Origin of the sequence: Leucobacter chromiireducens (assembly GCF_003917135.1) — a bacterium.
GTDB classification, from domain to species: domain Bacteria; phylum Actinomycetota; class Actinomycetes; order Actinomycetales; family Microbacteriaceae; genus Leucobacter; species Leucobacter chromiireducens_A.
This window is the reverse complement of sequence record NZ_RPDI01000014.1, coordinates 1-21,207: the sequence shown is the minus strand read 5'-3', so window position 1 is coordinate 21,207 and position 21,207 is coordinate 1. Positions and strand designations below refer to the sequence as shown.

The 21,207-nt window shown below is 68.4% G+C and carries 24 protein-coding genes; 2 read left to right on the top strand and 22 right to left on the bottom strand.

The window, feature by feature from the left end; translation table 11 throughout:
• Positions 1-36 precede the first annotated feature (36 nt).
• From EGM46_RS08335 to EGM46_RS08305, 7 genes are all read right to left on the bottom strand, one after another.
• Entirely contained in the window at positions 37-249 is a 213-nt protein-coding gene (locus EGM46_RS08335; protein WP_125099698.1) for a helix-turn-helix domain-containing protein, read from the bottom strand.
• Complete coding sequence (locus EGM46_RS08330) at positions 249-1,073, bottom strand: FtsK/SpoIIIE domain-containing protein (protein WP_125099697.1); 825 nt, start codon at positions 1,071-1,073, stop codon at positions 249-251. Before EGM46_RS08330 ends, EGM46_RS08335 begins: the two co-directional genes overlap by 1 nt.
• A complete protein-coding gene (locus tag EGM46_RS08325) occupies positions 1,066-1,461 on the bottom strand; it encodes a hypothetical protein (protein ID WP_125099696.1) in 396 nt (131 codons plus the stop codon). Before EGM46_RS08325 ends, EGM46_RS08330 begins: the two co-directional genes overlap by 8 nt.
• A complete protein-coding gene (locus tag EGM46_RS08320; RefSeq protein ID WP_125099695.1) occupies positions 1,458-2,033 on the bottom strand; it encodes a hypothetical protein in 576 nt (191 codons plus the stop codon). Before EGM46_RS08320 ends, EGM46_RS08325 begins: the two co-directional genes overlap by 4 nt.
• 95 nt (positions 2,034-2,128) lie before the next feature.
• Entirely contained in the window at positions 2,129-2,515 is a 387-nt protein-coding gene (locus EGM46_RS08315; RefSeq protein ID WP_125099694.1) for a hypothetical protein, read from the bottom strand.
• An 80-nt stretch (positions 2,516-2,595) separates the two neighbouring features.
• Positions 2,596-3,012, bottom strand: coding sequence for a hypothetical protein (locus EGM46_RS08310; protein ID WP_125099693.1), 417 nt, complete (start codon positions 3,010-3,012; stop codon positions 2,596-2,598).
• A 268-nt stretch (positions 3,013-3,280) separates the two neighbouring features.
• Entirely contained in the window at positions 3,281-3,574 is a 294-nt protein-coding gene (locus EGM46_RS08305) for a hypothetical protein (RefSeq protein WP_125099692.1), read from the bottom strand.
• 224 nt (positions 3,575-3,798) lie between these two features.
• Between EGM46_RS08305 and EGM46_RS08300 the strand changes: the two genes are divergently transcribed.
• On the top strand, positions 3,799-4,329 hold the full coding sequence (locus EGM46_RS08300) for a hypothetical protein (protein ID WP_125099691.1): 531 nt from the start codon (positions 3,799-3,801) through the stop codon (positions 4,327-4,329).
• Positions 4,330-4,347: 18 nt separating this feature from the next.
• Here the strand turns inward: EGM46_RS08300 and EGM46_RS08295 are convergent, their stop codons facing one another.
• From EGM46_RS08295 to efp, 13 genes are all read right to left on the bottom strand, one after another.
• The gene (locus EGM46_RS08295) at positions 4,348-5,445 is read right to left on the bottom strand and encodes a hypothetical protein (protein WP_125099690.1); all 1,098 of its coding nucleotides are present in this window, start codon (positions 5,443-5,445) and stop codon (positions 4,348-4,350) included.
• A 777-nt stretch (positions 5,446-6,222) separates the two neighbouring features.
• Positions 6,223-6,786: an HdeD family acid-resistance protein gene (locus EGM46_RS08285; RefSeq protein ID WP_125099689.1), complete on the bottom strand. Its 564-nt coding sequence runs from the start codon at positions 6,784-6,786 to the stop codon at positions 6,223-6,225.
• 59 nt (positions 6,787-6,845) lie between these two features.
• Positions 6,846-7,778 carry a DMT family transporter gene (locus tag EGM46_RS08280; RefSeq protein WP_125099752.1) on the bottom strand — a complete coding sequence of 311 codons (933 nt, stop codon included), beginning with the start codon at positions 7,776-7,778 and terminating at the stop codon, positions 6,846-6,848.
• Between the two features lie 2 nt (positions 7,779-7,780).
• Positions 7,781-8,719: a guanylate kinase gene (gmk, locus tag EGM46_RS08275; protein ID WP_125099688.1), complete on the bottom strand. Its 939-nt coding sequence runs from the start codon at positions 8,717-8,719 to the stop codon at positions 7,781-7,783.
• A gap of 33 nt (positions 8,720-8,752) precedes the next feature.
• Positions 8,753-9,607 (bottom strand): orotidine-5'-phosphate decarboxylase, encoded by an 855-nt coding sequence (gene pyrF, locus EGM46_RS08270; RefSeq protein WP_125099687.1) that lies wholly within the window; start codon positions 9,605-9,607, stop codon positions 8,753-8,755.
• Complete coding sequence (gene carB, locus EGM46_RS08265; protein ID WP_125099686.1) at positions 9,604-12,906, bottom strand: carbamoyl-phosphate synthase large subunit; 3,303 nt, start codon at positions 12,904-12,906, stop codon at positions 9,604-9,606. The genes pyrF and carB overlap by 4 nt, the downstream gene beginning before the upstream one ends.
• Positions 12,907-12,911: 5 nt before the next feature.
• A complete protein-coding gene (gene carA, locus EGM46_RS08260) occupies positions 12,912-14,120 on the bottom strand; it encodes a glutamine-hydrolyzing carbamoyl-phosphate synthase small subunit (protein ID WP_206427539.1) in 1,209 nt (402 codons plus the stop codon).
• A complete protein-coding gene (locus tag EGM46_RS08255; RefSeq protein WP_125099685.1) occupies positions 14,117-14,668 on the bottom strand; it encodes a hypothetical protein in 552 nt (183 codons plus the stop codon). Before EGM46_RS08255 ends, carA begins: the two co-directional genes overlap by 4 nt.
• Complete coding sequence (locus EGM46_RS08250; protein ID WP_125099684.1) at positions 14,665-16,092, bottom strand: dihydroorotase; 1,428 nt, start codon at positions 16,090-16,092, stop codon at positions 14,665-14,667. The genes EGM46_RS08255 and EGM46_RS08250 overlap by 4 nt, the downstream gene beginning before the upstream one ends.
• Positions 16,089-17,084 (bottom strand): aspartate carbamoyltransferase catalytic subunit, encoded by a 996-nt coding sequence (locus EGM46_RS08245; protein ID WP_125099683.1) that lies wholly within the window; start codon positions 17,082-17,084, stop codon positions 16,089-16,091. Before EGM46_RS08245 ends, EGM46_RS08250 begins: the two co-directional genes overlap by 4 nt.
• On the bottom strand, positions 17,081-17,677 hold the full coding sequence (gene pyrR / locus EGM46_RS08240; RefSeq protein ID WP_125099682.1) for a bifunctional pyr operon transcriptional regulator/uracil phosphoribosyltransferase PyrR: 597 nt from the start codon (positions 17,675-17,677) through the stop codon (positions 17,081-17,083). The genes EGM46_RS08245 and pyrR overlap by 4 nt, the downstream gene beginning before the upstream one ends.
• 121 nt (positions 17,678-17,798) lie before the next feature.
• Entirely contained in the window at positions 17,799-18,215 is a 417-nt protein-coding gene (gene nusB / locus EGM46_RS08235; protein ID WP_125099681.1) for a transcription antitermination factor NusB, read from the bottom strand.
• 2 nt (positions 18,216-18,217) lie between these two features.
• The gene (gene efp, locus EGM46_RS08230; protein WP_125099680.1) at positions 18,218-18,781 is read right to left on the bottom strand and encodes an elongation factor P; all 564 of its coding nucleotides are present in this window, start codon (positions 18,779-18,781) and stop codon (positions 18,218-18,220) included.
• A 184-nt stretch (positions 18,782-18,965) separates the two neighbouring features.
• Between efp and EGM46_RS08225 the strand changes: the two genes are divergently transcribed.
• Positions 18,966-19,532 carry a thioesterase family protein gene (locus EGM46_RS08225; RefSeq protein WP_206427538.1) on the top strand — a complete coding sequence of 189 codons (567 nt, stop codon included), beginning with the start codon at positions 18,966-18,968 and terminating at the stop codon, positions 19,530-19,532.
• 4 nt (positions 19,533-19,536) lie between these two features.
• Here the strand turns inward: EGM46_RS08225 and EGM46_RS08220 are convergent, their stop codons facing one another.
• A complete protein-coding gene (locus EGM46_RS08220; protein WP_241156249.1) occupies positions 19,537-20,424 on the bottom strand; it encodes a hypothetical protein in 888 nt (295 codons plus the stop codon).
• 12 nt (positions 20,425-20,436) lie between these two features.
• Positions 20,437-21,207: vWA domain-containing protein (locus tag EGM46_RS08215; RefSeq protein ID WP_164512842.1), on the bottom strand; the 771-nt coding region annotated here is incomplete at its 5' end.

Below are 21,207 nucleotides of genomic sequence, written 5' to 3'. Positions count from 1 at the left end.
AGCGCCCCGCCACAAGGGGCGGGGCACTCCACTCGTTCATTCAGTGGGTTCGACTACCGAACCGTCGAGGTAGTCGTCCAGATCGGATGGGCGATATCGCACCTGCACGCCGACCTTGAGGAATCGCGGGCCGCTGCCCTGACCTCGCCAAGCCCGAAGAGAGCCGACGCTGACGGTCAGATACTTTGCGGCCTCGGTCTCGTTCAGCAAAACCGGCGCGGGCACCGGACGCTTCGTCGCTGTTGCCATTAGTTGCTCACCTCCTCAGTGGGCTGCCGCGGGTCCGACGAGTCGGACCCTTGCCTTGGGAAAACGGGTTGCTTGCGCGCGGATGCTTCACGCACGATTGCGGCATACGTCTCGTAGGTCACGTAATCAGCGCGGAAGTACTTCAGGGGTTCCCCGGCCTCCATCAGGTAACCGCGGCCCGGCTTCGAAGCGACGAGACGTTCAACTTCCTCCGGTGCGGCCATCGGGAGCAGCATCTTCACGCTGTCCGCATTTTCGACCGCCATGACGATAGCCCTCGCATACTGAGCACGGTCGTGCAGAACCGCAGCCTCGGGGCGCTGCAAGATGGTCATGACGTGCACCGCGGCCTTGCTTCCCTCACGCAGCAGACGCCCGACGATCCGACGAACTTCCTCACCCGCCTTCTTATCCGCCGCCGCCAACAGACCCGCATACTCCTCGAGAACGACGACCACAGCACCAACTCTGGGATCGGTATAGACGTGAGCCGGAATCTGATCGATCCCCAGCTCCATCAGCTTCGCAATGCGTTCATCCATCAGGCTCTCGATGTTCCGCAGAACCGCCACCGCATGCTCAAGAGCTTGCGGTGAGGTGCCGAGCGCGAAGTCATCGGGCTTCCCGGCGGCTGCCGGTCCGAGCAAGATCCCGGTTGGATCGCAGCCGACAAGGCGAACCCACGGTACCTCAGCGCACTCCGCGAGAATGCGATAGGCAGTTACGCTCTTACCGCTGCGCGTCCTGCCCGCAAGCACGGTGTGGAGCTTCGCGGGATGGAAAGCGACTCGCGATCCGTTCTCATCGACGCCGAACTCAATCATCCCGAGACCTTTCAAAACGCTGTGCGGCACGGATCGCCTCAGGCAGGTCCGCCATTTCGATTGCGCCTTCTCCCGGCTGGGCAAGATCCGCAGCTATGTCGATCAGTGCCTGACCCAGCGCAGCGGCCTCAGAAGGAAACAGCGGAAGCGGCTTCTGGCCAGGAAGGTCAAGCTCCACCATCACGGAACCACTGTCGGCGGGACGGTCTTCGAAGAAGATGCGTGCGTCTCCGCCCGCGAATCGAATCGGCACGTGGACCGAGCCGTCCTCCGCTGTTGCGTGAGACTCACGATTTGCGGCTGCCGCATCCTCTCCTATCCACCCGTAAATCTGTTCCGCGCGCCGAGCACTGATCTGAGTCACGAGGTACCCGAATCCGGCTTTCATCGGAGATCCTGGTTTTCATCATTCCTCGGCAGGAAGTCGTCCGCCGTTACTGAAGGCGGAGCCGAAGGAGCACCAATAAATCCTGTGTTCGTCCCCTCCAGCGGGTCGCGGATCCGAGCGAGAATCGAGACCTCGTTCGGTCGGGTTCGCGTGACCTCTACGGACTGAGCGCCCCACATATCCGCGATCCGCTCAGAGTGGGCGGCGATGTGCTCTGCCGTGATGCGTGGAGTAAGTCCGACAATCGCCAGTGGCCCAGCCGGGGCATTCTCGATGCGCAAGATGCGCGGTCCGAGGTCGGTAGTGTTGCCAGAGATGAGCCCCCAGAGCTTCAAAGCGAGGGGTGGCTTCTGCCCGAGCGCTGTCCTCGGGACCCATCCGCACACGTCGATAAGTACGGGCCATGCCTCGGTCATGATCGCGGCGGCAGGCAGCATGTCGGCGGGAGTACCAGCAAGGGCAAGCTTCATCATGCGCACCCAGCGAGGTGCGGAACGAATGACCCAGATGATGAGCCAGAAGACACTGACGAAGGTGAGGATGCCTGACCATCCGGGGATGTTGAAGAACATCAGAATCGGCGCGAGGAGGAGCAGACCGCAGAGAGGGATCCAGGGAAGGAGACCGAGGACTGCGGGGACCGCACCCTTTGAGGAACGATTCATTTTCAGTACTCCCAGACGACCGAATACGCGGTCGGACCAGCTCCAGTGATCTTCTCGACGCCGTCAGCGTCCGGGAAGAGGCGCGGTTCATCCGTCAAGGCGATCCGGCAACCGTCACCGTTGAGGTTCGGTGGGTTGACATAGATACCTGCCTGCTGGAGCGGTTTGAAGACGCCGTGAGTAGCGGAGGAAAGGCCGATGGCGAGTCCCTCCGCGCGGGACCGACAGAGGTTCCGCTGCAGGACGTAATCGGCGTTGACGTCAGCCTCCCGCTGGGCCTCCTCCTGAGCTGCGATGGTGTTGGGGCTCCACGGCAGTTCGACGCCGATAGGTGATGGGATGCCGGGGATCAGGCCCGCGAGGTACGCGGCGAGCAGAAGTTCGAGCATGATGGTACTGCTCCTTTCTATGGTGATTCTTGGGGAGGGGTAGAGAGAGGGCGGGGTCAAGCCGCCCTCTCTCGTCTCTGTCAGTCGCTCTTGCCTCGGCGCGATGCGGCCTGCGCGAGCAGTGTGGCCATGGATCCGACGGCTTCGATCTGCTCCACGAAGACGGAGCCGGTGAGTGAGGCACGTGGGCCGCCGTCTCCGAATCCGGGCTTAGCTTCGCCGCGAATGTTGACCTCGACCACGCCGGATGCGGCGAGAAGACTTCCGTCGGGAATCTCATCGAGCTGAGCGGTCGTGGTGACGGTAAAGCCATCGAGGGGCACGCCGTCCATGAGCGCGGTTACCCCTGCCGCGCGGCGAAGCGGAACGCCGTTTCGGGTCTGCACGCCGACGCGCTGACCGTCCTTGTAGTCTGCGACCTCGGTCAGTTTGCCTCCGCCGACGAGCGCAATGCCGCCTGCGGCCGGTCGAAGGGAAATCGAGTTGTTTGATGCCATGACTTGGCCTTTCTGTTGGTGATTCTTGGGGAAGGTTTAAGACCGGGGGTGGGCCTGGGTCAAGCAGGCCCCCCCCCCCCCCCCCCCGGAAGTTAGTTAGCTTCGGGTTCAGAGGGCACTTCCACCTCATAACCCCTCAGCCCCTCGGCGCGTGCTCGTTCAAGAGCCTCAGTAGCTTTCGCGAGTGCAACCGTGTACTTGATGCCGTCGCGCTTCTGGGTCATGCGCGCCAGGCGTTGCTGATTTGTCTTCGCCATGACCGGAAGAGCTATGCGGCCCAGTCGATGAGAACGGCGGAGTCGATGGTTTCAACTGCGATCGGGGTGCGGCTTCCCTTCGGAATGAGGGAGATCGTCACATCCCCTTCATTCACCTGAAGACGAAGCCGACCTTCCCGGAGGGTCTTCACGGTGTGCTCAGTGTTGTCCTCATCGCCTTCGGTCGCATTATCACGCGCACCCATCGCGGTGTACCGCAGCTGCCGGAACATAGCCTTTGAGACTGTTGCATCCATGCCTTGAACGATGAACTTCCGTCCGTGTCGTACCGTTTTGATTTCCATTACGTCAACCTTCCGTGAGTCGAATCTGTTTACAAGCGGGTCACCCCGAGGTGAACCACTCGGGGGCATTCCCGAATGGCTTTCTGGCAACACTACGGCCCTGTAGCAAGCGTGTCAAGCCATACGGGAACGCCTGGCAAAGGCTCTCAGGTGCTATGTGGATGCGACTAGTGGGGCGCACGCGACTGCCATGCGGGAAAAGCACCCGATGGTATGGTCGGTTCATGACGATCTGGACGGGCGAGAAGGTCATGTCCGAGCTTGGTGTGTCGCCCGAAATGGTGACCCGCTGGCGGAAAACTGGTGTGCTCCGCGTAGCGGCCACTGTCGGATCTGCGAAAATCTATAAAGAAGAGGACGTCGATAGGCTCTTGCGCGCACGCCAACGGCCCCTGGCTAAGGATGGTGTGCCGGACGCTTGGATCGTTCGCCTCTCGGATCCGGGCTACGACCCCAAGGGCGATCCCACTGGGCGTCGAATTGGGTGGAGAGAGCATGAGCCCGAGTCCCACATCGAAGCAGCAACACGCTTGTGGCGCATCGCCAACCCTGAGGAACAAACAGGGAAAGCGCTCGTCGTGCTGGTTGGCGCGGTGATCGTGCGCGTGTGGAACATCACGGGCGGAAGGACCGATCCAGAATCGGGCAAAGCAATTTTCGATGTCGAAGAACCGACCAAGGAGCAAGAAGCTGCGTACCTGTGGCGATGGCTGGAACTTGGCAGAGGAACCGGACTCCAACGATGGCCTCAGTGACGAAGCGTCACCAGCGTTCTACGTGTCGCCTTCTCTCGGCTCGAAACTAACACCCCGCTCAGTGAGGTAGCGCCGAAGTGTGTCCTGGCCGCCGCTCTCGGCGGCTTCAAGCGCTCCCACGAGCCAGCTCGGACGCCACACGAGACGTCCGTACCAGGCACCACGCGGGATCTCGCCCAGCCGTTCGCCTTGAAGCTCGACCTGCGCCACCGCTTCATCATCTTCGGTCTCTCCACGTGCGGCGATCACGGCGTTCCAGAGCTCCGCACGGTCAGAGTCGCCCACTACTCGCAGTGACCAGTGGATCTGATGCCGCCCCCGCGAAGAGCGCTCCCATTCATGCCAGAGCGCCCACAGGCCCGGCGAAGTTATCGCCTCGACCGAACCGGTATCGAGATCGACGAGGCTCAGGGTTCCGTCTTCCAAGTCGATGATTTCCCAACGGCGAGGTGTGCGAATCCCGAACCGCCGTGCTTGCAGATCGTCAGCGCACCGAGCCAGGATCTCGAATGGAGTGACATTGCGCTCCGTACGAGCATCCTTCGTGTGCGCGCCGCTCGCGACCTCGAAACCGATCCTCGCGGCAACATCGTAAGTCGCCTTCGAGAGGTAAGAGCCAACGAACTCGGACCCGCCGTCATGCACTTCCCGGAGGTCGAAGCCCTCCGGATCGGCGCGGAATCCAGCCTTCTCGACGGCCCTGCGATATCGCCCAAAGACCTGCTCGCCGAAAGCAAGCTCCCCGAGGCCACCGCGGTCCCAGTTTGAGTTCGTGTGGAAGAGCCCGTTCAGGTACGAGTCGAGATCTTCACGCAGGCCGTTGCCGAGGTTGCCTGTGACGAAGAGAAGCGCGTGGAAATGAACGTGCCAGCCGTGGCCTCCAGAGCCGGGGAGAGAGACAGTCGCCTCGGTCGCTCTGACTCGTCCCGCGACCCCGAATCGCTCAGCGTCCCCGAGCATTGCAGGCTCCACCCACTCACGACCCTTCCGAGCACGAACCCGCTCCTTCCTGCCTGACCAGGCGACGCCGCCAAGCCCCGCGCGCCAGCCTTTCTGCAGCGCGTTGAAGAGGTCGTTGAGCGAGTCTTTCCGGGTGTGCCGAACGGTCGTCGTCATCAGGTAAACCCGGCCACCGAGGCGATGACAAGTTGCTACTGCGCGCGAGATCTCTTCCGCGCGGCGCTGGGCGATTACCGCGGAGCATCGAGGGCAGGACCATACGGAGCCGCAGAGCGTGACACCCGAGTAGCCGGCTACAGCGCCCTTCGCCAAGTCGCGCCGCTTCACCCCTGCCCCGGTGGACGGAGCGCCGGGATCATCCCTCAGAACGCGACCGCACTGCCTAACTGGGCGCAAGGTCGAAGCCTGCCAAAGAAGGGCACGCGCACCCCAACGAATCGCACGTCGCTCACCAACACCGTCAGGAGAATCAGCGTCATTCTCACCCTTCGGCGCCTGCCCCCAACAGTAACTCAGAGTACTATCAAGAGCCGCTGACGCGTCCCCGCTCGCTACGCTCGCGGCAGCGGCGGCACAGCCGCCGCGCTCCTGCTTCGCCCGCGCGGCGCCTGCACCGCTCGCTGCTGAAAAACCGGCGTGGTCGTTGTCGGGCCTCAGATATACACTGAGAGCGCTGGCCACGCCCGGGTCGAGATTGTCCATGATTTCTCCCGGTAGAGGGGCCGCCGTTCTTGGTCGGGCGGCGGCCCCTTTTTCTTGTCCGAGAGCCGGTCGGCAGGTGGTCGGTGCCTGGCGAGAATCGGTGCTCACCCCCAGTCAGGGAATGGCCACAATTGGCAAGCGCTGCAATGGCTCGCGGCGGTTGCAACGCGGGCGTATGGCGTCCACGACGGACTCATAATCCGCCGGTCACGGGTTCAAGCCCCGTCCGCCCTACTCCACGATGATGGTGGTCTGCTCCACCCGGGCGCCGCGCAGGCGCATCGCGCCCCAGCAGAGCGAGAGGCCGAAGAACACCATCGCGATGCCCGCGAGGAACGCCACGATGCTGAGCGCCGTCGCCGGCCAGATCAGCGCGAACACGCCGCCGAGGATCGCGAGGATGCCGGGCACCAGGAGGAAGCCGGAGCCGCCCCGTGCGACCCGCAGGCTGAGGATGAGCCACGAGACGCCGACCACGATGAGCGCGGAGCCGACGAGGACAACGAGCGCCTTCCCGGTGACGGCTGAGAACACCATCGCGAGGATGCCGGCGAGCACGAACACCGAGCCGAGCACCCGGGTGCCAGCGCTCGCCCCCGCGCGCACCAGCATGGCGAGCCCGTTCGCGAGTAGCGCGACCCCGAAGATGACGGCGAGCATCCCGCTCGCCGCGACGAACGGCCACACGAGCAGACCGACGCCCGCGAGCACGACGAACAGTCCGACGAGCAGGAGCGTCCACCACGGGGCGCGACGTGGTTCGCCGGTCACGATCCGGATCGGGTGCTCGCTCATGTGTGCTCCTCCGTGGCCTCCCGAGGTCACGGCGACCTGCCGCCCCCGCGGCCAGTATCTCACGCCTGGGGCGCTGGCACACTCATCTTCGACGGGCCATCGCCACCCGCCTGCGGGTGGAAGCGCGCGAGGCCGAGCACCCCGGCGACCGCGACGATCCCGGACGCGATGTAGACGAGGATCGCCCAGCCGGGCGCCCCAGCGGCCTCCTGCAGCACGACGATGCCGATCAGCACCGCGACGATCGGGTCGATCACGGTGAGGCCGGCGACCACGAGGTCTGGCGGGCCTGAGGAGTACGCGTTCTGCACGAACACCATACCGAGCAGCGCGCCAACGATGAGCGCGGCCACGCACGCCCAGGTGAGCCACTCGAACTCGCCCTGCTGGAAGCGGCCGATGACCGCCTTCGCGAACGTCGCGACGAATCCGTAGAGCACCCCGGCGCCGACGATGTAGATCAGCGCGATCGCTTGGTGGCGGAACGCCGCGAAGAGCAGCAGCGAGATGACGAGCACCACCGCGAAGGTGACGAGGATTACAATCAGCTTGGTGTCGGTGACGGGGCGGTCGCGCGCCGTGAACGCGGCGATCGTAACGAACGCGACGATCCCGAGCACCGCGAGCGCCAGTGATCCCCTGACGCGCTTGCCGAGGTGCACGCCGCTGACGCGTGAGTTCAGGATCGAGGTGATGATGAGCCCGACGACGCCGATCGGCTGCACGATGATGAGCGGCGAGAGCGACAGCGAGCCGATCTGGAACACCACGGCGAGGCCGAGGAGGAGCGTGCCGACCACCCAGGAGGGCCGGCGGAGCAGGTTGCGGATGTGACCCCAGGAGAGCCCAGCACGTGCGCTCTCCCCGACGATGTGCTCGACCTTGTTCAAGCCGCGCGACTGGTACTGCGCGCCGAACGCCAGGAACGCCGCCCCGATCAGGGCGAGCGGGATCCCGAGAAACTGCGTTGGGTTCAGATCCGCAACCTGCATGATCACGCGCCGGTCACATTGTGCGCGCGTTCGCCGCCGCGCATCACCTCGAGGAGTCGCGCGGCGGCACGCGGCACCTCATCGTTCACGATGATCTCGTCGAACTCGTCGGCCGCGGCGAGCTCCGTCTTCGCGGTCTCGAGTCGGCGCGTGCGCTCCTCCTCGTCCTCGGTGCCGCGTCCAACGAGCCGCTGGACGAGCTCATCCCAGCTGGGCGGGGCGAGGAACACGAGCCGTGCCTCCGGCATGCTCGCGCGCACCTGCCGCGCGCCCTGCAGATCGATCTCCAGCAGCATCAGCTCGCCGCGTTCCGCCGCCTCGTCCACCGGGCCGCGCGGCGTGCCGTAGCGGTGCGTGTTGTGCACCGTCGCCCACTCGAGCAGCTCATCCGCGGCCAGCATGCGGTCGAAGCCCTCATCATCAACGAAGATGTAGTGGGAGCCATCGACCTCGCCGGGGCGCGGGGCGCGGGTCGTCGCGGACACCGAGTGGCGCACCTCAGGGAAGTGCTCCCGAATGTACGTGGCGACGGTGCCCTTGCCGACCGCCGTCGGCCCGGCGAGCACGGTGAGCGGCGGACGCCCGGGGGAAGCTTCCGAACCGGTGCGCTCGCGGACAAAGCGCTCGAGCCGCTCCCGCTGCAGCGCGCCGAGCCCGCCGAGGCGCTTCCGCTCGGAGATATCGAGCTGCTCCCGAACGCGCTCCGCCTTCACGACGCCGATCGCGGGGAACGACAGCAGGAAGTCCGTGATGCGCAGCGTCGCGGCTGGACTCCCTGGAACACGTGATTGTTCGAGCACGCGGAGTGGGGACAGTTCCCCGCTCCGCAGGCGGCGCTTGAGCTCGGCGCGCGCCTGCCGCGCCGCGATCGCCGCCCGGTTTGCTGCGACGCGATCAACCGCAGGCATGGAGCGTGCGGTGGGATCGGTTGAGTTGATCATCTTCTCTCCACTCATCTTCGTTCCCCCAGCCAGTTACACCGTCAGCGCGGTCGCGACGGCGTCGGCCCGGGCGCGCACGCGCGCCGCGAGCCCATCGGCGCCCCCGGCGAGCACGCTGCGAGACTCACTCGCGAGCAGCGCCCAGCCCAGGCCGCCGAAGATCTTCCCCGCGTCCTCGACGCGGGCGCCTTGGAACCCGAAGCCGGGCGCCAGGACGGGAAGTGCAGGTCGCGCCGGTGGCGCGGCCACATCGATGCCGAACTCGGCGAGGTCGAGCGTCGCGCCGAGCACGACGCCCACCGAGTTCACGTGATCGTCGGCGACGCCGTCGATCGCGATCGCGTCGTCGAGCATCGCCGCGGCGACCGTGCGCCCGTCGGCGCGGCGCGCGAGCTGCACGTCGCGCGCCTCCGGGTTCGAGGTGGCGGCGAGGACGAAGAGCCCCTTGCCGTGCTCGCGCACGTGCGGGAACGCGCCAGCGAGGCTCCCGAAGCCCTGGTAGGCGGCGACGGTCATCGCGTCGGCCTCGAGCGGCGAGCCCGGCTGCAGCCAGGCGTCCGCATACGCGGCGAAGCTCGAGCCAATGTCGCCGCGCTTCACGTCGGCGATCACGAGCACCCCGGCGGCGCGCGCATCGGCGAGCACGCGCTCCAGCGCGACGAAGCCAGCGGAGCCGAAGCGCTCGAAGAACGCGATCTGCGGCTTCACGCACGCGGCGACCCCGGCGGCAGCCGCGATCACCTCGCGGCCCATCCGTTCGGCCCCGGCCGCGTCATCGGCGAGCCCCCAGTCGGCGAGCAGCGGCGCGTGTGGATCGATACCAACGCACAGGTGTCGCTTCGCGGCGAGCTCCCCCGCGAGCCGGGTGCCGAACGTCTGGGTGCTCATCGGGCGGTTGCCTCCTCAGCGCGTGCGGCCACGCGATCAGCCTCGTACTCCTGCAGCGACTTCACGTCAAAGCCGAGCTTCTGCGCCGACACCGCGCCGACCGCAGCGGAGAGCTCGGAGACCGTGGTGAAGATCGGCTTGTCCGCCGCGACGGCCGCCGCGCGGATCTCGTAGCCGTCGGCGCGCGCCGAGCTGCCGGACGGGGTGTTGACGATCATGTCGACCTCCCCGCGGTTGATGAGGTCAACGATCGTGTCGCCTTCGGCCTGCAGCGAGTGCTTGCGCACCACCTCGGACGTGATCCCGTTGCGCGCGAGCACCACGTTGGTGCCCTGCGTCGCGAGGATGCGGTAGCCGAGCTCCTGCATGCGGAGCGCGGGCAGCACGACGGCGCGCTTGTCGCGATCCGCGACGGAGAGGAACACGGTCCCTGCGACGGGCAGCTCGCTGCCCGCGGCCGACTGGCTCTTCGCGAACGCGGTCGGGAAGTCGCGGTCCATGCCCATGACCTCACCGGTGGAGCGCATCTCGGGTCCGAGCAGCGAGTCGACGACGAGCCCCTCGTGGGTGCGGAACCGCTTGAACGGGAGCACCGCCTCCTTGACGGCGATCGGCGCGTCGATGGGGGCGCGCGAGCCGTCGCGCTCGGGCAGCAGGCCGGCGACGATGAGCTCGGCGATCGACTCGCCGGCCATGACGCGGGACGCCGCCTTCGCGAGCGGAATGCCGAGCGCCTTCGACACGAACGGGACGGTGCGCGACGCACGCGGGTTCGCCTCGAGGACGTAGAGCACGCCCTGGCCGATCGCGAACTGCACGTTCAGGAGGCCGCGCACGCCGAGCCCGGCAGCGATCCCGAGCGTCGCCTCGCGGACCTGCGCGATCTGATCGTGGCCGAGGGTGACGGGGGGCAGCGTGCAGCTCGAGTCGCCCGAGTGCACCCCGGCCTCCTCGATGTGCTCCATCACGCCGCCGACGTAGAGCTGCTCACCGTCGTAGAGCGCGTCGACGTCGATCTCGATCGCGTCGTCGAGGAAGCGGTCGACGAGCAGCGGGTGGCCGGGGCCGACGAGCGCGTGGCCCTCGATGCGGCCGAAGTAGCCGCGCAGCGCCTCGGTGTCGTACACGATCTCCATGCCGCGGCCGCCGAGCACGAACGAGGGGCGAACGAGCACGGGGTAGCCGATCTCCTCGGCGATCCGGATCGCGCCCTCCTCGTCGATCGCGGTGCCGTTGCGCGGGGCGACGAGGCCGGCGCGCTCCAGGATCCCGGCGAACGCGCCGCGCTCCTCGGCGAGGTCGATCGCCTCCGGGGTGGTGCCGAGGATCGGGATCCCGGCGTCCTTCAGCGGCTGCGCGAGCCCGAGCGCGGTCTGGCCGCCGAGCTGCACGACCACGCCGAGCAGCTCGCCCGACGCCTGCTCCGCATGGATGACCTCGAGCACGTCCTCGAGCGTGAGCGGCTCGAAGTAGAGGCGATCCGAGGTGTCGTAGTCGGTGGACACCGTCTCCGGGTTGCAGTTGATCATGATCGTCTCGTAGCCGGCCTCCGACAGCGCGAAGGAGGCGTGCACGCACGAGTAGTCGAACTCGACGCCCTGGCCGATGCGGTTCGGGCCCGAGCCGAGGATGACGACCTTCTTGCGATCCGACGGGGTGACCTCGGTCTCGAGGTCGTACGAGGAGTAGTGGTACGGCGTCAGCGCAGGGAACTCGCCGGCGCACGTGTCGACGGTCTTGAACACCGGGCGGAGGCCGAGCCCGTGACGCAGCCCGCGGATCTCCGACTCGGAGACCCCGCGGATCGCCGCGATCTGCGCGTCCGAGAAGCCGTGATCCTTCGCCTCGCGCAGCACGTCGAGCGTGAGCTGCTGCGCCTGCGCGACGCCCTCGGCGACCTCGTTGATGAGCACGATCTGGTCGAGGAACCACGGGTCGATCTTTGTTGCAGCGAAGACCTGCTCGATCGTCGCGCCGAGGCGGAGCGCCTGCTGCACGTCGACGATGCGGCCATCGGTGGGGCGCACGATGGTCTCGAGCAGCTCGGCGACCGAGCGGGTCTCCTCGCCCCAGTGGAACGACGTGCCGCGCTTCTCGAGCGAGCGCAGCGACTTCTGCAGCGCGGTCGTGAAGTTGCGGCCGATCGCCATCGCCTCGCCCACCGACTTCATGGTGGTGGTGAGCGTGTCGTCGGCTGCCGGGAACTTCTCGAACGCGAAGCGCGGGGTCTTCACGACGATGTAGTCGATCGCCGGCTCGAACGAGGCCGGGGTCTTCTGCGTGATGTCGTTCGGGATCTCGTCGAGCGTGTAGCCGATCGCGAGCTTCGCGGCGATCTTCGCGATCGGGAAGCCGGTGGCCTTCGACGCGAGCGCGGAGGAGCGGGAGACGCGCGGGTTCATCTCGATGACGACGACGCGGCCGTCCGTCGGGTCGATCGCGAACTGGATGTTGCAGCCGCCCGTATCGACGCCGACGCGGCGAATGATGTCGATCGAGATGTCGCGGAGGTTCTGGTACTCGCGGTCGGTGAGGGTCAGCGCGGGAGCGACCGTGATCGAATCGCCCGTGTGCACGCCGACCGCGTCGACGTTCTCGATCGAGCAGACGACCACCGCGTTGTCCTTGGTGTCGCGCATGAGCTCAAGCTCGTACTCCTTCCAGCCGAGGATCGACTCCTCCAGGAGCACCTCGGTGGTGGGGCTGTAGTGCAGGCCGTCGGTGACGATGCGCACGAGCTCCTCTTCGGTGTACGCGAAGCCCGAGCCGAGGCCACCCATGGTGAAGGAGGGGCGGACGACGAGGGGGTAGCCGAGATCCTTGGCGTACTCCTTCGCCTCATCGAGCGTGTGCGCGACGTACGACTTCGCGACGCCGGCGCCCGCGGCGATCGCGATGTCCTTGAAGAGCTGGCGATCCTCGCCCTTCTGGATCGCTTCGACCTTCGCGCCGATCAGCTCGACGCCGTACTTCTCGAGGATCCCCTGCTCGTGCAGCTCCATGGCCGCGTTGAGCGCGGTCTGGCCGCCGAGCGTTGGGAGGATCGCGTCGGGCTTCTCCTTCTGGATGATCGTCTCGATCACCGCGGCGGTGATCGGCTCGACGTAGGTCGCGTCGGCGAAGTCGGGGTCCGTCATGATCGTCGCGGGGTTCGAGTTCACGAGGATGACGCGCACGCCCTCCTCGCGGAGCACGCGGCACGCCTGGGTGCCCGAGTAGTCGAACTCGCAGGCCTGACCGATGACGATCGGGCCGGAGCCGATGACGAGAACTGAGTTGATGTCTGAACGCTTGGGCATGGCGGTTAGGCTCCCTGGGTGGTCGTGTCGGCGGCTGCGGCGCGGTCCTGGACCAGAGCGCGGAAGCGGTCGAAGAGGTAGAAGGCGTCGTGCGGGCCAGCGGCCGCCTCAGGGTGGTACTGCACGGAGAACGCGGGGATGTCGAGGCACTCGAGCCCCTCGACGACCTGGTCGTTCAGGCTGATGTGGCTGACCTGGACGCGACCGAAGCCGGCGGGCGAGTCGATCTCGCCCTCGATCGGCGCGTCGACGGCGAAGCCGTGGTTTTGCGCGGTGATCTCGACGCGGCCGGTGCGCTTGTCGAGCACGGGCTGGTTGATGCCGCGGTGCCCGAACGGCAGCTTGTACGTGTCGAAGCCGAGTGCGCGGCCGAGCAGCTGGTTGCCGAAGCAGATGCCGAAGTACGGGATCCCGTCGCGCAGGAGCGCCTGGAGGAGCTCAACCTGCGCCGTGCTCGCCGACGGGTCGCCCGGGCCGTTCGAGTAGAAGAGCGCGTCGGGGGCGAGCGCGCGCACCTCGTCGAGGCTCGTCCCGGCGGGCAGCACGATCACGTCGAAGCCGTGCTCGGACAGGTAGCGCACGGTGGCGCGCTTGATCCCGAGATCCAGCACCGCGATCGAACCGACGCGCGTCACGCCGTCGGCGGCAGGCACGTCGTAGCGCTCGGGGGTCGTGACCTCCTGCGACAGGTTCTTGCCGGCCATGCTCGCCTGCTCGCGCACGAGCGCCAGCTGGGCATCGTCGGAGAGCTCCAGCTCGGCGCCGGAGAAGACGCCGGCGCGCATCGCGCCAACCGAGCGGATGCGGCGCGTCACGGCGCGCGTGTCGATCCCCGAGATGCCAACGACGCCGTCGTTCGCGAGGTCCTCATCGAGGGAGCGCTCCGCGCGGAAGTTCGACACGCGGCGTGCGGGATCGCGGACCACGAAGCCGGAGACCCAGATCTTGCGCGACTCCATGTCGTCGTCGTTCGCACCGGTGTTGCCGATGTGCGGCGCCGTCATGAGCACGATCTGCCCCGCGTACGAGGGATCGGTCAGCGTCTCCTGGTACCCCGTCATGCCGGTCGAGAAGACGACCTCGCCGAGGGTGCGACCCGTTGCGCCGTATGCGCGGCCGGTGTATCGGGTGCCGTCCTCGAGAACGAGCACCGCAGCGCCGTTCGGCACTACGGCAGCCGGCGGCGCCGTTACTTCGGTCGTGTTCGTGGTCACGCTTCCTCCTGGATCGTGGGGTGAGTGGTGTTGGTCTGTGTGTGCGCCGCGATGGCGGCGATGGCCTCGGCGAAGCGCGCCTGCTCGGCGGGGTCGGTGAGGCGGAAGCTCGACTCGAGCTCGCGGTCCTCCCCGCCTGGCGCGGGCAGCGCCCACCGCAGCAGGGCGAGTCCGCCCGGCTCGACGGCCTTGCCGATGCGGCCGCCAGCCGCCGCCGTGCCGATGAGCTGAGCGGCGGGGATGGTGACGGGGGCCTCGCCGGTCACCGCGATGGTGACGCCGTCGCGCTGCACCGAGACGTCGGCGTAGCCCTTGTAGCGGAGGCCGGGAATCGCGACGCGCTCAAGCGGAGCGCCGGCCGGCGTGGTCGAGACGTAGCTCGCACGCGGGAAGTGGGCGAGCCGCTCCCCCGTGAGTGCCGGCGCCGCCTGCGCGGAGCCGGTCGCCGCCGCGTCACGGCGCGCGCGGCCGCGCCACGCGATCCACATGCCGACGAGCGCGAGCACCGCGATCGAGGACATCAGGATGATGAAGGTGGTGCGGCTCATCGCGCGCCGCCCTGGGCCAGGCTGCCACTCTGGGCCAGGCTGCCGCCCTGAGCCGCGCCAGCGGCCTGCGCCGCGCTCGCCACCCGCGCGGGATCGACGAGCTCGCCGTCCGTAACCGTGAGGTAGCCGCGGCGCACCGTGTGCACGATGCGGCCGGGGAGCTCCATCCCGAGGTAGGGCGAGTTCTCGCTCATGCCCTGCAGCCGCGCGATGTCGAACGTGCTGCTGCCTGCCGGATCGACGAGCACGAGGTCGGCGGCCTCGCCGGCGTCGAGGGTGGCCGGGTGATCGAGCAGCCCGCCGATCGCCGCCGGGCGCTGCGAGAGCAGCTGTTCGAGCTCCGCCCAGCTGATGTGGCCCTCGCCGATCAGGGTGAGGAGCGCGATCGGCAGCGCCGACTCGAGGCCGACCATCCCGAACGCCGCGGCGTCCCACTCGCACTCCTTCGCCTCGATGGGGTGCGGGGCGTGATCCGTCGCGATGATGTCGATAATGCCGTCGGCGACGGCCTGGCGCAGCGCCTGCACGTCCTCCGCACGGCGGAGCGGCGGGTTCACCTTGTAGCGCGCGTCGTAGCTGCGCACCAGCTCCTCGGTGAGGATCAGGTGGTGCGGCGTGACCTCCGCGGTCACCTGCACGCCACGCGCCTTCGCCCAGCGCACCACCTCGACCGAGCCGGCCGTTGAGAGGTGGCAGATGTGCAGGCGCGAACCCGTGTGCTCGGCGAGCAGCACGTCGCGGGCGATGATCGACTCCTCGGCGACCGCGGGCCAGCCCTTCAGACCCAGCTCGCTGGAGAGCGCGCCCTCGTTCATCTGCGAGCCCTCGGTGAGGCGCGGATCCTGCGCGTGCTGCGCGATCACACCGCCGAAGGTCTTCACGTACTCGAGCGCGCGGCGCATGAGCAGCGGGTCGTGCACGCACTTGCCGTCGTCGGAGAAGACGCGCACCTGCGCGCGGGACTGCGCCATCGCGCCGATCTCGCTGAGCTTCTCACCGGCGAGATCCTCGGTCACCGCGCCGATGGGCCGCACCGTGGCGTAGCCCGCGGCGTCGCCGAGGGCCTGCACCTGCTCGACCACGCCGGCGGTGTCCTGCACGGGCATGGTGTTCGCCATCGCGAAGACGCTCGTGAACCCGCCGGCGGCCGCCGCGCGCGTGCCGGTGAGCACGGTCTCGGACTGCTCGAAGCCCGGCTCGCGCAGGTGCGTGTGCAGGTCAACGAGGCCGGTGAGCGCGATCAGGCCGGCCGCGTCGATGACGCGCTCGCCGTCGCGCGGTGCGAGATCCGCGCCGCGCTCGACAATGCGTCCGTCGGCGATGCGCAGATCCACCGGCTCAGCGGTGCTCGCAGCGCCGCCGCGCTCGGAGAGGCTCGCCGCGAGGCGCGCGCCGCGGATCAGGATTCCGGGATTCGTGGTCATTCGGTCTCTCCTCCACGGGATTCGGTGCGTTCGGGGGTGTGCTGCGCGCCGCGCTCGCCGGAGAGCAACAAATACAGGGCGGCCATCCGCACGGAGACGCCGTTGGCCACCTGCTCGAGCACGGTGGAGCGGGGCGAGTCGGCCGCGCGCGACGAGATCTCAAGCCCGCGGTTCATGGGCCCTGGGTGCATCACGATTGCGCGCTCGGTGAGCGCGGCGAGCCGCGCGTCGTCGAGGCCCCAGTAGCGCGCGTACTCGCGCTCGTTCGGGAAGAACGCCGCGTGCATGCGCTCCATCTGGATGCGCAGCAGCATCACGACGTCGGGCCGCTCCACGCGCAGCGCGGTGTCGAGCGAGTGGTGCACCGTCACCGGCCAGCTGCGCGTGCCGTAGGGCAGGAGCGTCTCCGGAGCGACGAAGCTGACGCGCGCACCGAGCACGGTCAGCAGCCACAGGTTCGAGCGGGCGACGCGCGAGTGCGCGATGTCGCCGACGATCACGACCGAGACACCGTCGAGGTCGCGGCCGCGGCTCGCGTCGCCGAACAGCCTGCGGCGCATCGTGAACGCGTCGAGGAGCGCCTGCGTTGGGTGCTCGTGCGTGCCGTCCCCGGCGTTCAGCACGCCGGCGTCGATCCAGCCGCTCGACGCGAGGCGCGACGGCGCCCCGGACGCAGGGTGGCGGATCACGACGCCGTCCGCGCCGATCGCCTGCAGCGTCTGCGCGGTGTCCTTCAGCGACTCGCCCTTCGAGACCGAGGAGCCCTTCGCGCTGAAGTTGATCACGTCGGCGGAGAGGCGCTTCGCGGCGGCCTCGAAGGAGATGCGCGTGCGCGTCGAGTCCTCGAAGAAGAGGTTGACGACGGTCTTGCCGCGCAGCGTCGGCAGCTTCTTCACCTCGCGCTGCTGCGTTGCGGCCATGTCCTCCGCGGTATCGAGGATCAGGATCGCCTCGTCGCGGGTGAGCGTCTTCGTGTCGAGCAGGTGCCTCACGCGCGAGCCTCCCCAGCCGAAGGAGCGCCCTCGGCAGTCACCGTGTCGCCCGCGCCAGCATCGTCGGACGAGATCGTGACCTCGTCGACCCCATCGTGCTCGGCGAGGCGGACCGAGATGCGCTCGTGCTTCGCGCTCGGGAGGTTCTTCCCGATGTAGTCGGCGCGAATGGGCAGCTCGCGGTGCCCGCGGTCGATCAGCACGGCGAGGCGCACCGCCCTCGGGCGGCCGTGGTCGTTCAGCGCGTCGAGCGCCGCGCGCACCGTCCTGCCGGAGTAGAGCACGTCGTCGACGAGCACCACCGTGCAGCCGTCGATGCCGGTCACCGGCATGTCAGTGGGGTGCGGGGTGCGCGTCGGATTCTGCGCGAGATCGTCACGGTACATGGTGACGTCGAGGCTGGCGACGGGAACGCGCTCACCCTCGATCCGGGAGATCGTGTCGGCGATCCGCGCGGCGAGGAAGGTGCCGCGCGTGGGGATGCCCACGAGAACAAGGCCAGCAACGCCCTTGTTCGCCTCGATGATTTCGTGCGAGATTCGAGTCAGCGCCCGCGAGATTTCTGCGCTTTCCAGCACAACACGCGTACCCATAGTCGAGCCCCCCTTCTCCGCCTCACAGGACGGCAGTTAAAGAAAAGCTGATGAGATCAATCATAGCGGATCCGAGCCGCGGTGGGGTGCGGGCGCGCGCTGAGGCGCACCCGCACCGGAGTCACTGCTGGGCGTGGTCGGCGATCCGCCCGAGCACACCGTTCACGAAGCGGCCGGAGTCGTCGGTCGAGTACTCCTTCGCGAGCTCCACCGCCTCGTCGATCGCGACGGGCGTCGGCACCTCGTCGTTGAAGAGGATCTCCCACGCCGCGAGACGCAGGAGCGCGCGGTCGACGTTGGGCATCCGGTCGAGGGTCCAGCCCTGCGCGTAGCTCATGATGAGCTCGTCGATCTCCGCGCGGTGATCCGTCACGCCGTCGACGATCTCGCGCGCGTACAGCCACGAGGCCGCGCGGTCGGGCTCCCCGGCCGCGCGCTTCGCCTCGGCGTTCACGATGCTGAGGATCTCCTCCCCGCGCACATCGGCCTGGTACAGCATGTCAAGCGCGCGCTTGCGCGCCTTCGTCCGTGCCGACAACGTTAGTCGTTCACGCGGCCGAGGTAGTCACCCGTGCGGGTGTCGACCTTGATCTTGGTGCCAGCCTCGAGGAAGAGGGGCACCTGGATCTCGGCGCCGGTCTCAACGGTCGCGGGCTTCGTGCCACCGGTCGAGCGGTCGCCCTGCAGGCCGGGCTCGGTGTAGGTGACCTCGAGCACGACGGAGGCGGGCATCTCGAGGTAGAGCGGCTCGCCGTCGTGGAGGCCGATCTGCACCTGCTGGCTCTCGAGCATGTACTTCGACGCGTCGCCGACGACCACGGCCGACACGGTCAGCTGGTCGTAGTCGGTCTGGTCCATGAACACGAAGTCAGCGCCATCCTGGTAGAGGTACTGGAAGTCGCGGCGGTCCACGTTCGCGGTCTCGATCTTCGCGCCGGCGTTGTACGTCTTGTCGATGATCTTGCCCGAGACGACGTTCTTCTGCTTCGTGCGAACGAACGCGCCACCCTTGCCCGGCTTGACGTGCTGGAACTCGACCACGCTCCAGAGCTGACCGTTCTCCTTGATAACGGTGCCGTTCTTGATGTCGTTCGAGGTTGCCATGCAGGTTCTCCGGGTTCTGTGAGGTTCGGGCGCGCGACTGCGCCGAACCAGTGTACACCTGCACACCCCGCAACTCCCCTGCTTCGTGCAGGGTGTTGCCCGGCGCGGCCAGCCCGGCCGCTCTCGCTGTCGCCTCCGGTCAGAGTTCTGCGCCGCGCGGCGCGTGCGACGTAGGCTGGCCGCCATGCACATGATCTTCCGCACCCTCTGGCATCTGTGGTTCGTCGGGCGGCGCGGCCCGGCGCTCGGCTTCACCGACGTCAGCCGCTCCCGCTTCCGCGTGTGGCCGACCGACCTCGACCTGCTGCGCCACATGAACAACGGCAAGTACCTCTCCATCATGGACGTCGGGCGCTTCGACCTGATGCAGCGCAACGGCGTCTGGGAGCTCTTCCAGCGCGAGGACTGGTACCCCGTCGTGGTCGGCCAGACCATCTCCTACCGGAAGTCGCTGAACCCCTGGCAGCGGTTCTGGATCGAGTCGCGGATCCTCGGCTTCGACGAGCAGGCGGTGTACATGGAGCAGCGCTTCGTGCGCCCCGACGCGGAGCGGCGGCCCGACGTGCACGCCCGCGCCTACGTGCGCGCACGCATCCTCCGCCGCGCAGGCGGCGTCGTGCCCATCCAGGAGATCCTCGAGAAGAGTGGCGCGAACCCCGAGGAGCTGCGCGTTCCCGCCGAGGTGCTCGAGTGGGGGCAGGCGACCCGGCTCCCCTCCACCCGCGATGACGCGACGAGCGTCTGGGAGTGAGCGGCTAGATCACCGGCGTGCGCGAGCCGAGGTGCGGCCCCTGGTTGCCCGTCTCCCTGCAGGTGATCCGGATCACGCGCTCGCCGGCGTCGTACACGTGACGCGCCGCAAGGCGACCATCGGCGATGGGGCCGGCGAGCCACGTGAACGTCCCCGTGTCGAGCGGCGGCTCGCCCGCGAGAATGCGCATCAGCTGCAGCATCAGGAGCTCGGGCAGCGAGACGTGCGGCCCGTGCGCGAAGCCCAGGCCGAGCACGCTCGGGGCGCTGTCGCTCGGCACCAGGCGAAGGGTCCAGCGGACCGGCCGGGCGGCGGCGGTGCTGCCACGCTGCGCGACGGTGCTCCCGCGCTGCGCGACCGTGCTTCCGCGCTGCGCGACCACCGGCAGGGCCGCCGCCGTCTCCGGGATCCGGTCGAGGGCGGCGAAGCCGCGCTCGGCGTCGGCCGCGAGCACGAGCGGCGACGCGCCGTGCTCGCCGCTCAGCACCTCGGGGTGCGCGAGCCCCGCGCGCGTGAACGCCTCGCGCCAGCGCTCGATCCCGAGCCCGAACGGGGCCGGCACCGGCGTGAGCTCGGCGCGGGCCTCCAGGAGCTCGCCGAACCTCGCGAGATCCGAGCCTGCCGCAGCGAACGCCTCGGGCTCTGGCAGTGGAACGTCGAGGAGGGCCGCGGCGGCGCGGGCGTGCACGAACGCGTCATCGAACCGCGCGGCGGTCTCCGGGCTGCGGACCGCGCCGAATGCGGCGCCCGCAAGCACAGTGCCCGCCTGCTGGTCGAGCCACGCGTCGAACTCCGCGGTGGGATCGTTGCCCCCGGCGAGCTCGGCGGCGAGCCGCGGGAACAGGGCTCGCACCAGCTGCACCTGCTCGTCACGCCCCGGCTGCGTCATCATGCCCCCAGGCTACTACCGCGCGGCGGGTGCGCGGTGCTGGGCGAGATCCTGCGCGATGATCCCGTGCAGCGCCTCCGCAAGCTGCGCGGGATCATCGACGCGCAGTCCGTCCGGCGCGAAGCGCCCGCGGAGATCGTCCGTGCCGATGCCGCAGCCGACGACCCGCACCCCCGCCTGCTGCAGCCGGCGGAGCTCCCTGGCCGCGGCGATGGGGTCGTTCGAGCCGCCGTCGCTGATGAGGAACACCAGCCGCGTGCGCGCCAGCCCGTCGGAGTCGCGCGGGGTGTTGCCCCCGACCCCGAGCAGCGCGGCGGCCGCAGCGAGCGCCGCACCATCGTTCGTCGAGCCCTGCGGGCTCCGGATCGCCGCGTCGAGCTCGCGCCGCACGCCATCGCTCATGCCGTGCGCGAGCGGCTTCACGGTGTGGGCCTCGGCGTCGAACACAATGAGCGCGGTGCGCACGTCGAGGTCGAGGGCGACACCGGCTGCGCGCTCGGCGCTCTCAATGTCGCGTTCCACCGCGGTGAGCGATTCGAGCAGCACGATCATCGCGTCGGACGCCGCGGCAGCGATCCTGCCCTGCATGGACGCCGAGCGGTCGACGAGGAACACGTAGTCGGTGCTCCCAGCGCGGCTGGCGCGGCGGGGGGTGTACACGCGCGCACGGTACGCGTCCGGGCGGCGCACCCCGGCCCGCGCCTGCGCGAGCGCGGTCGGCAGCGCGTCGGTGGCGAGCTCCTCGCCCTCGGGCCGCGCGCGCCGGCTCAGCGCACGGCGCAGCGC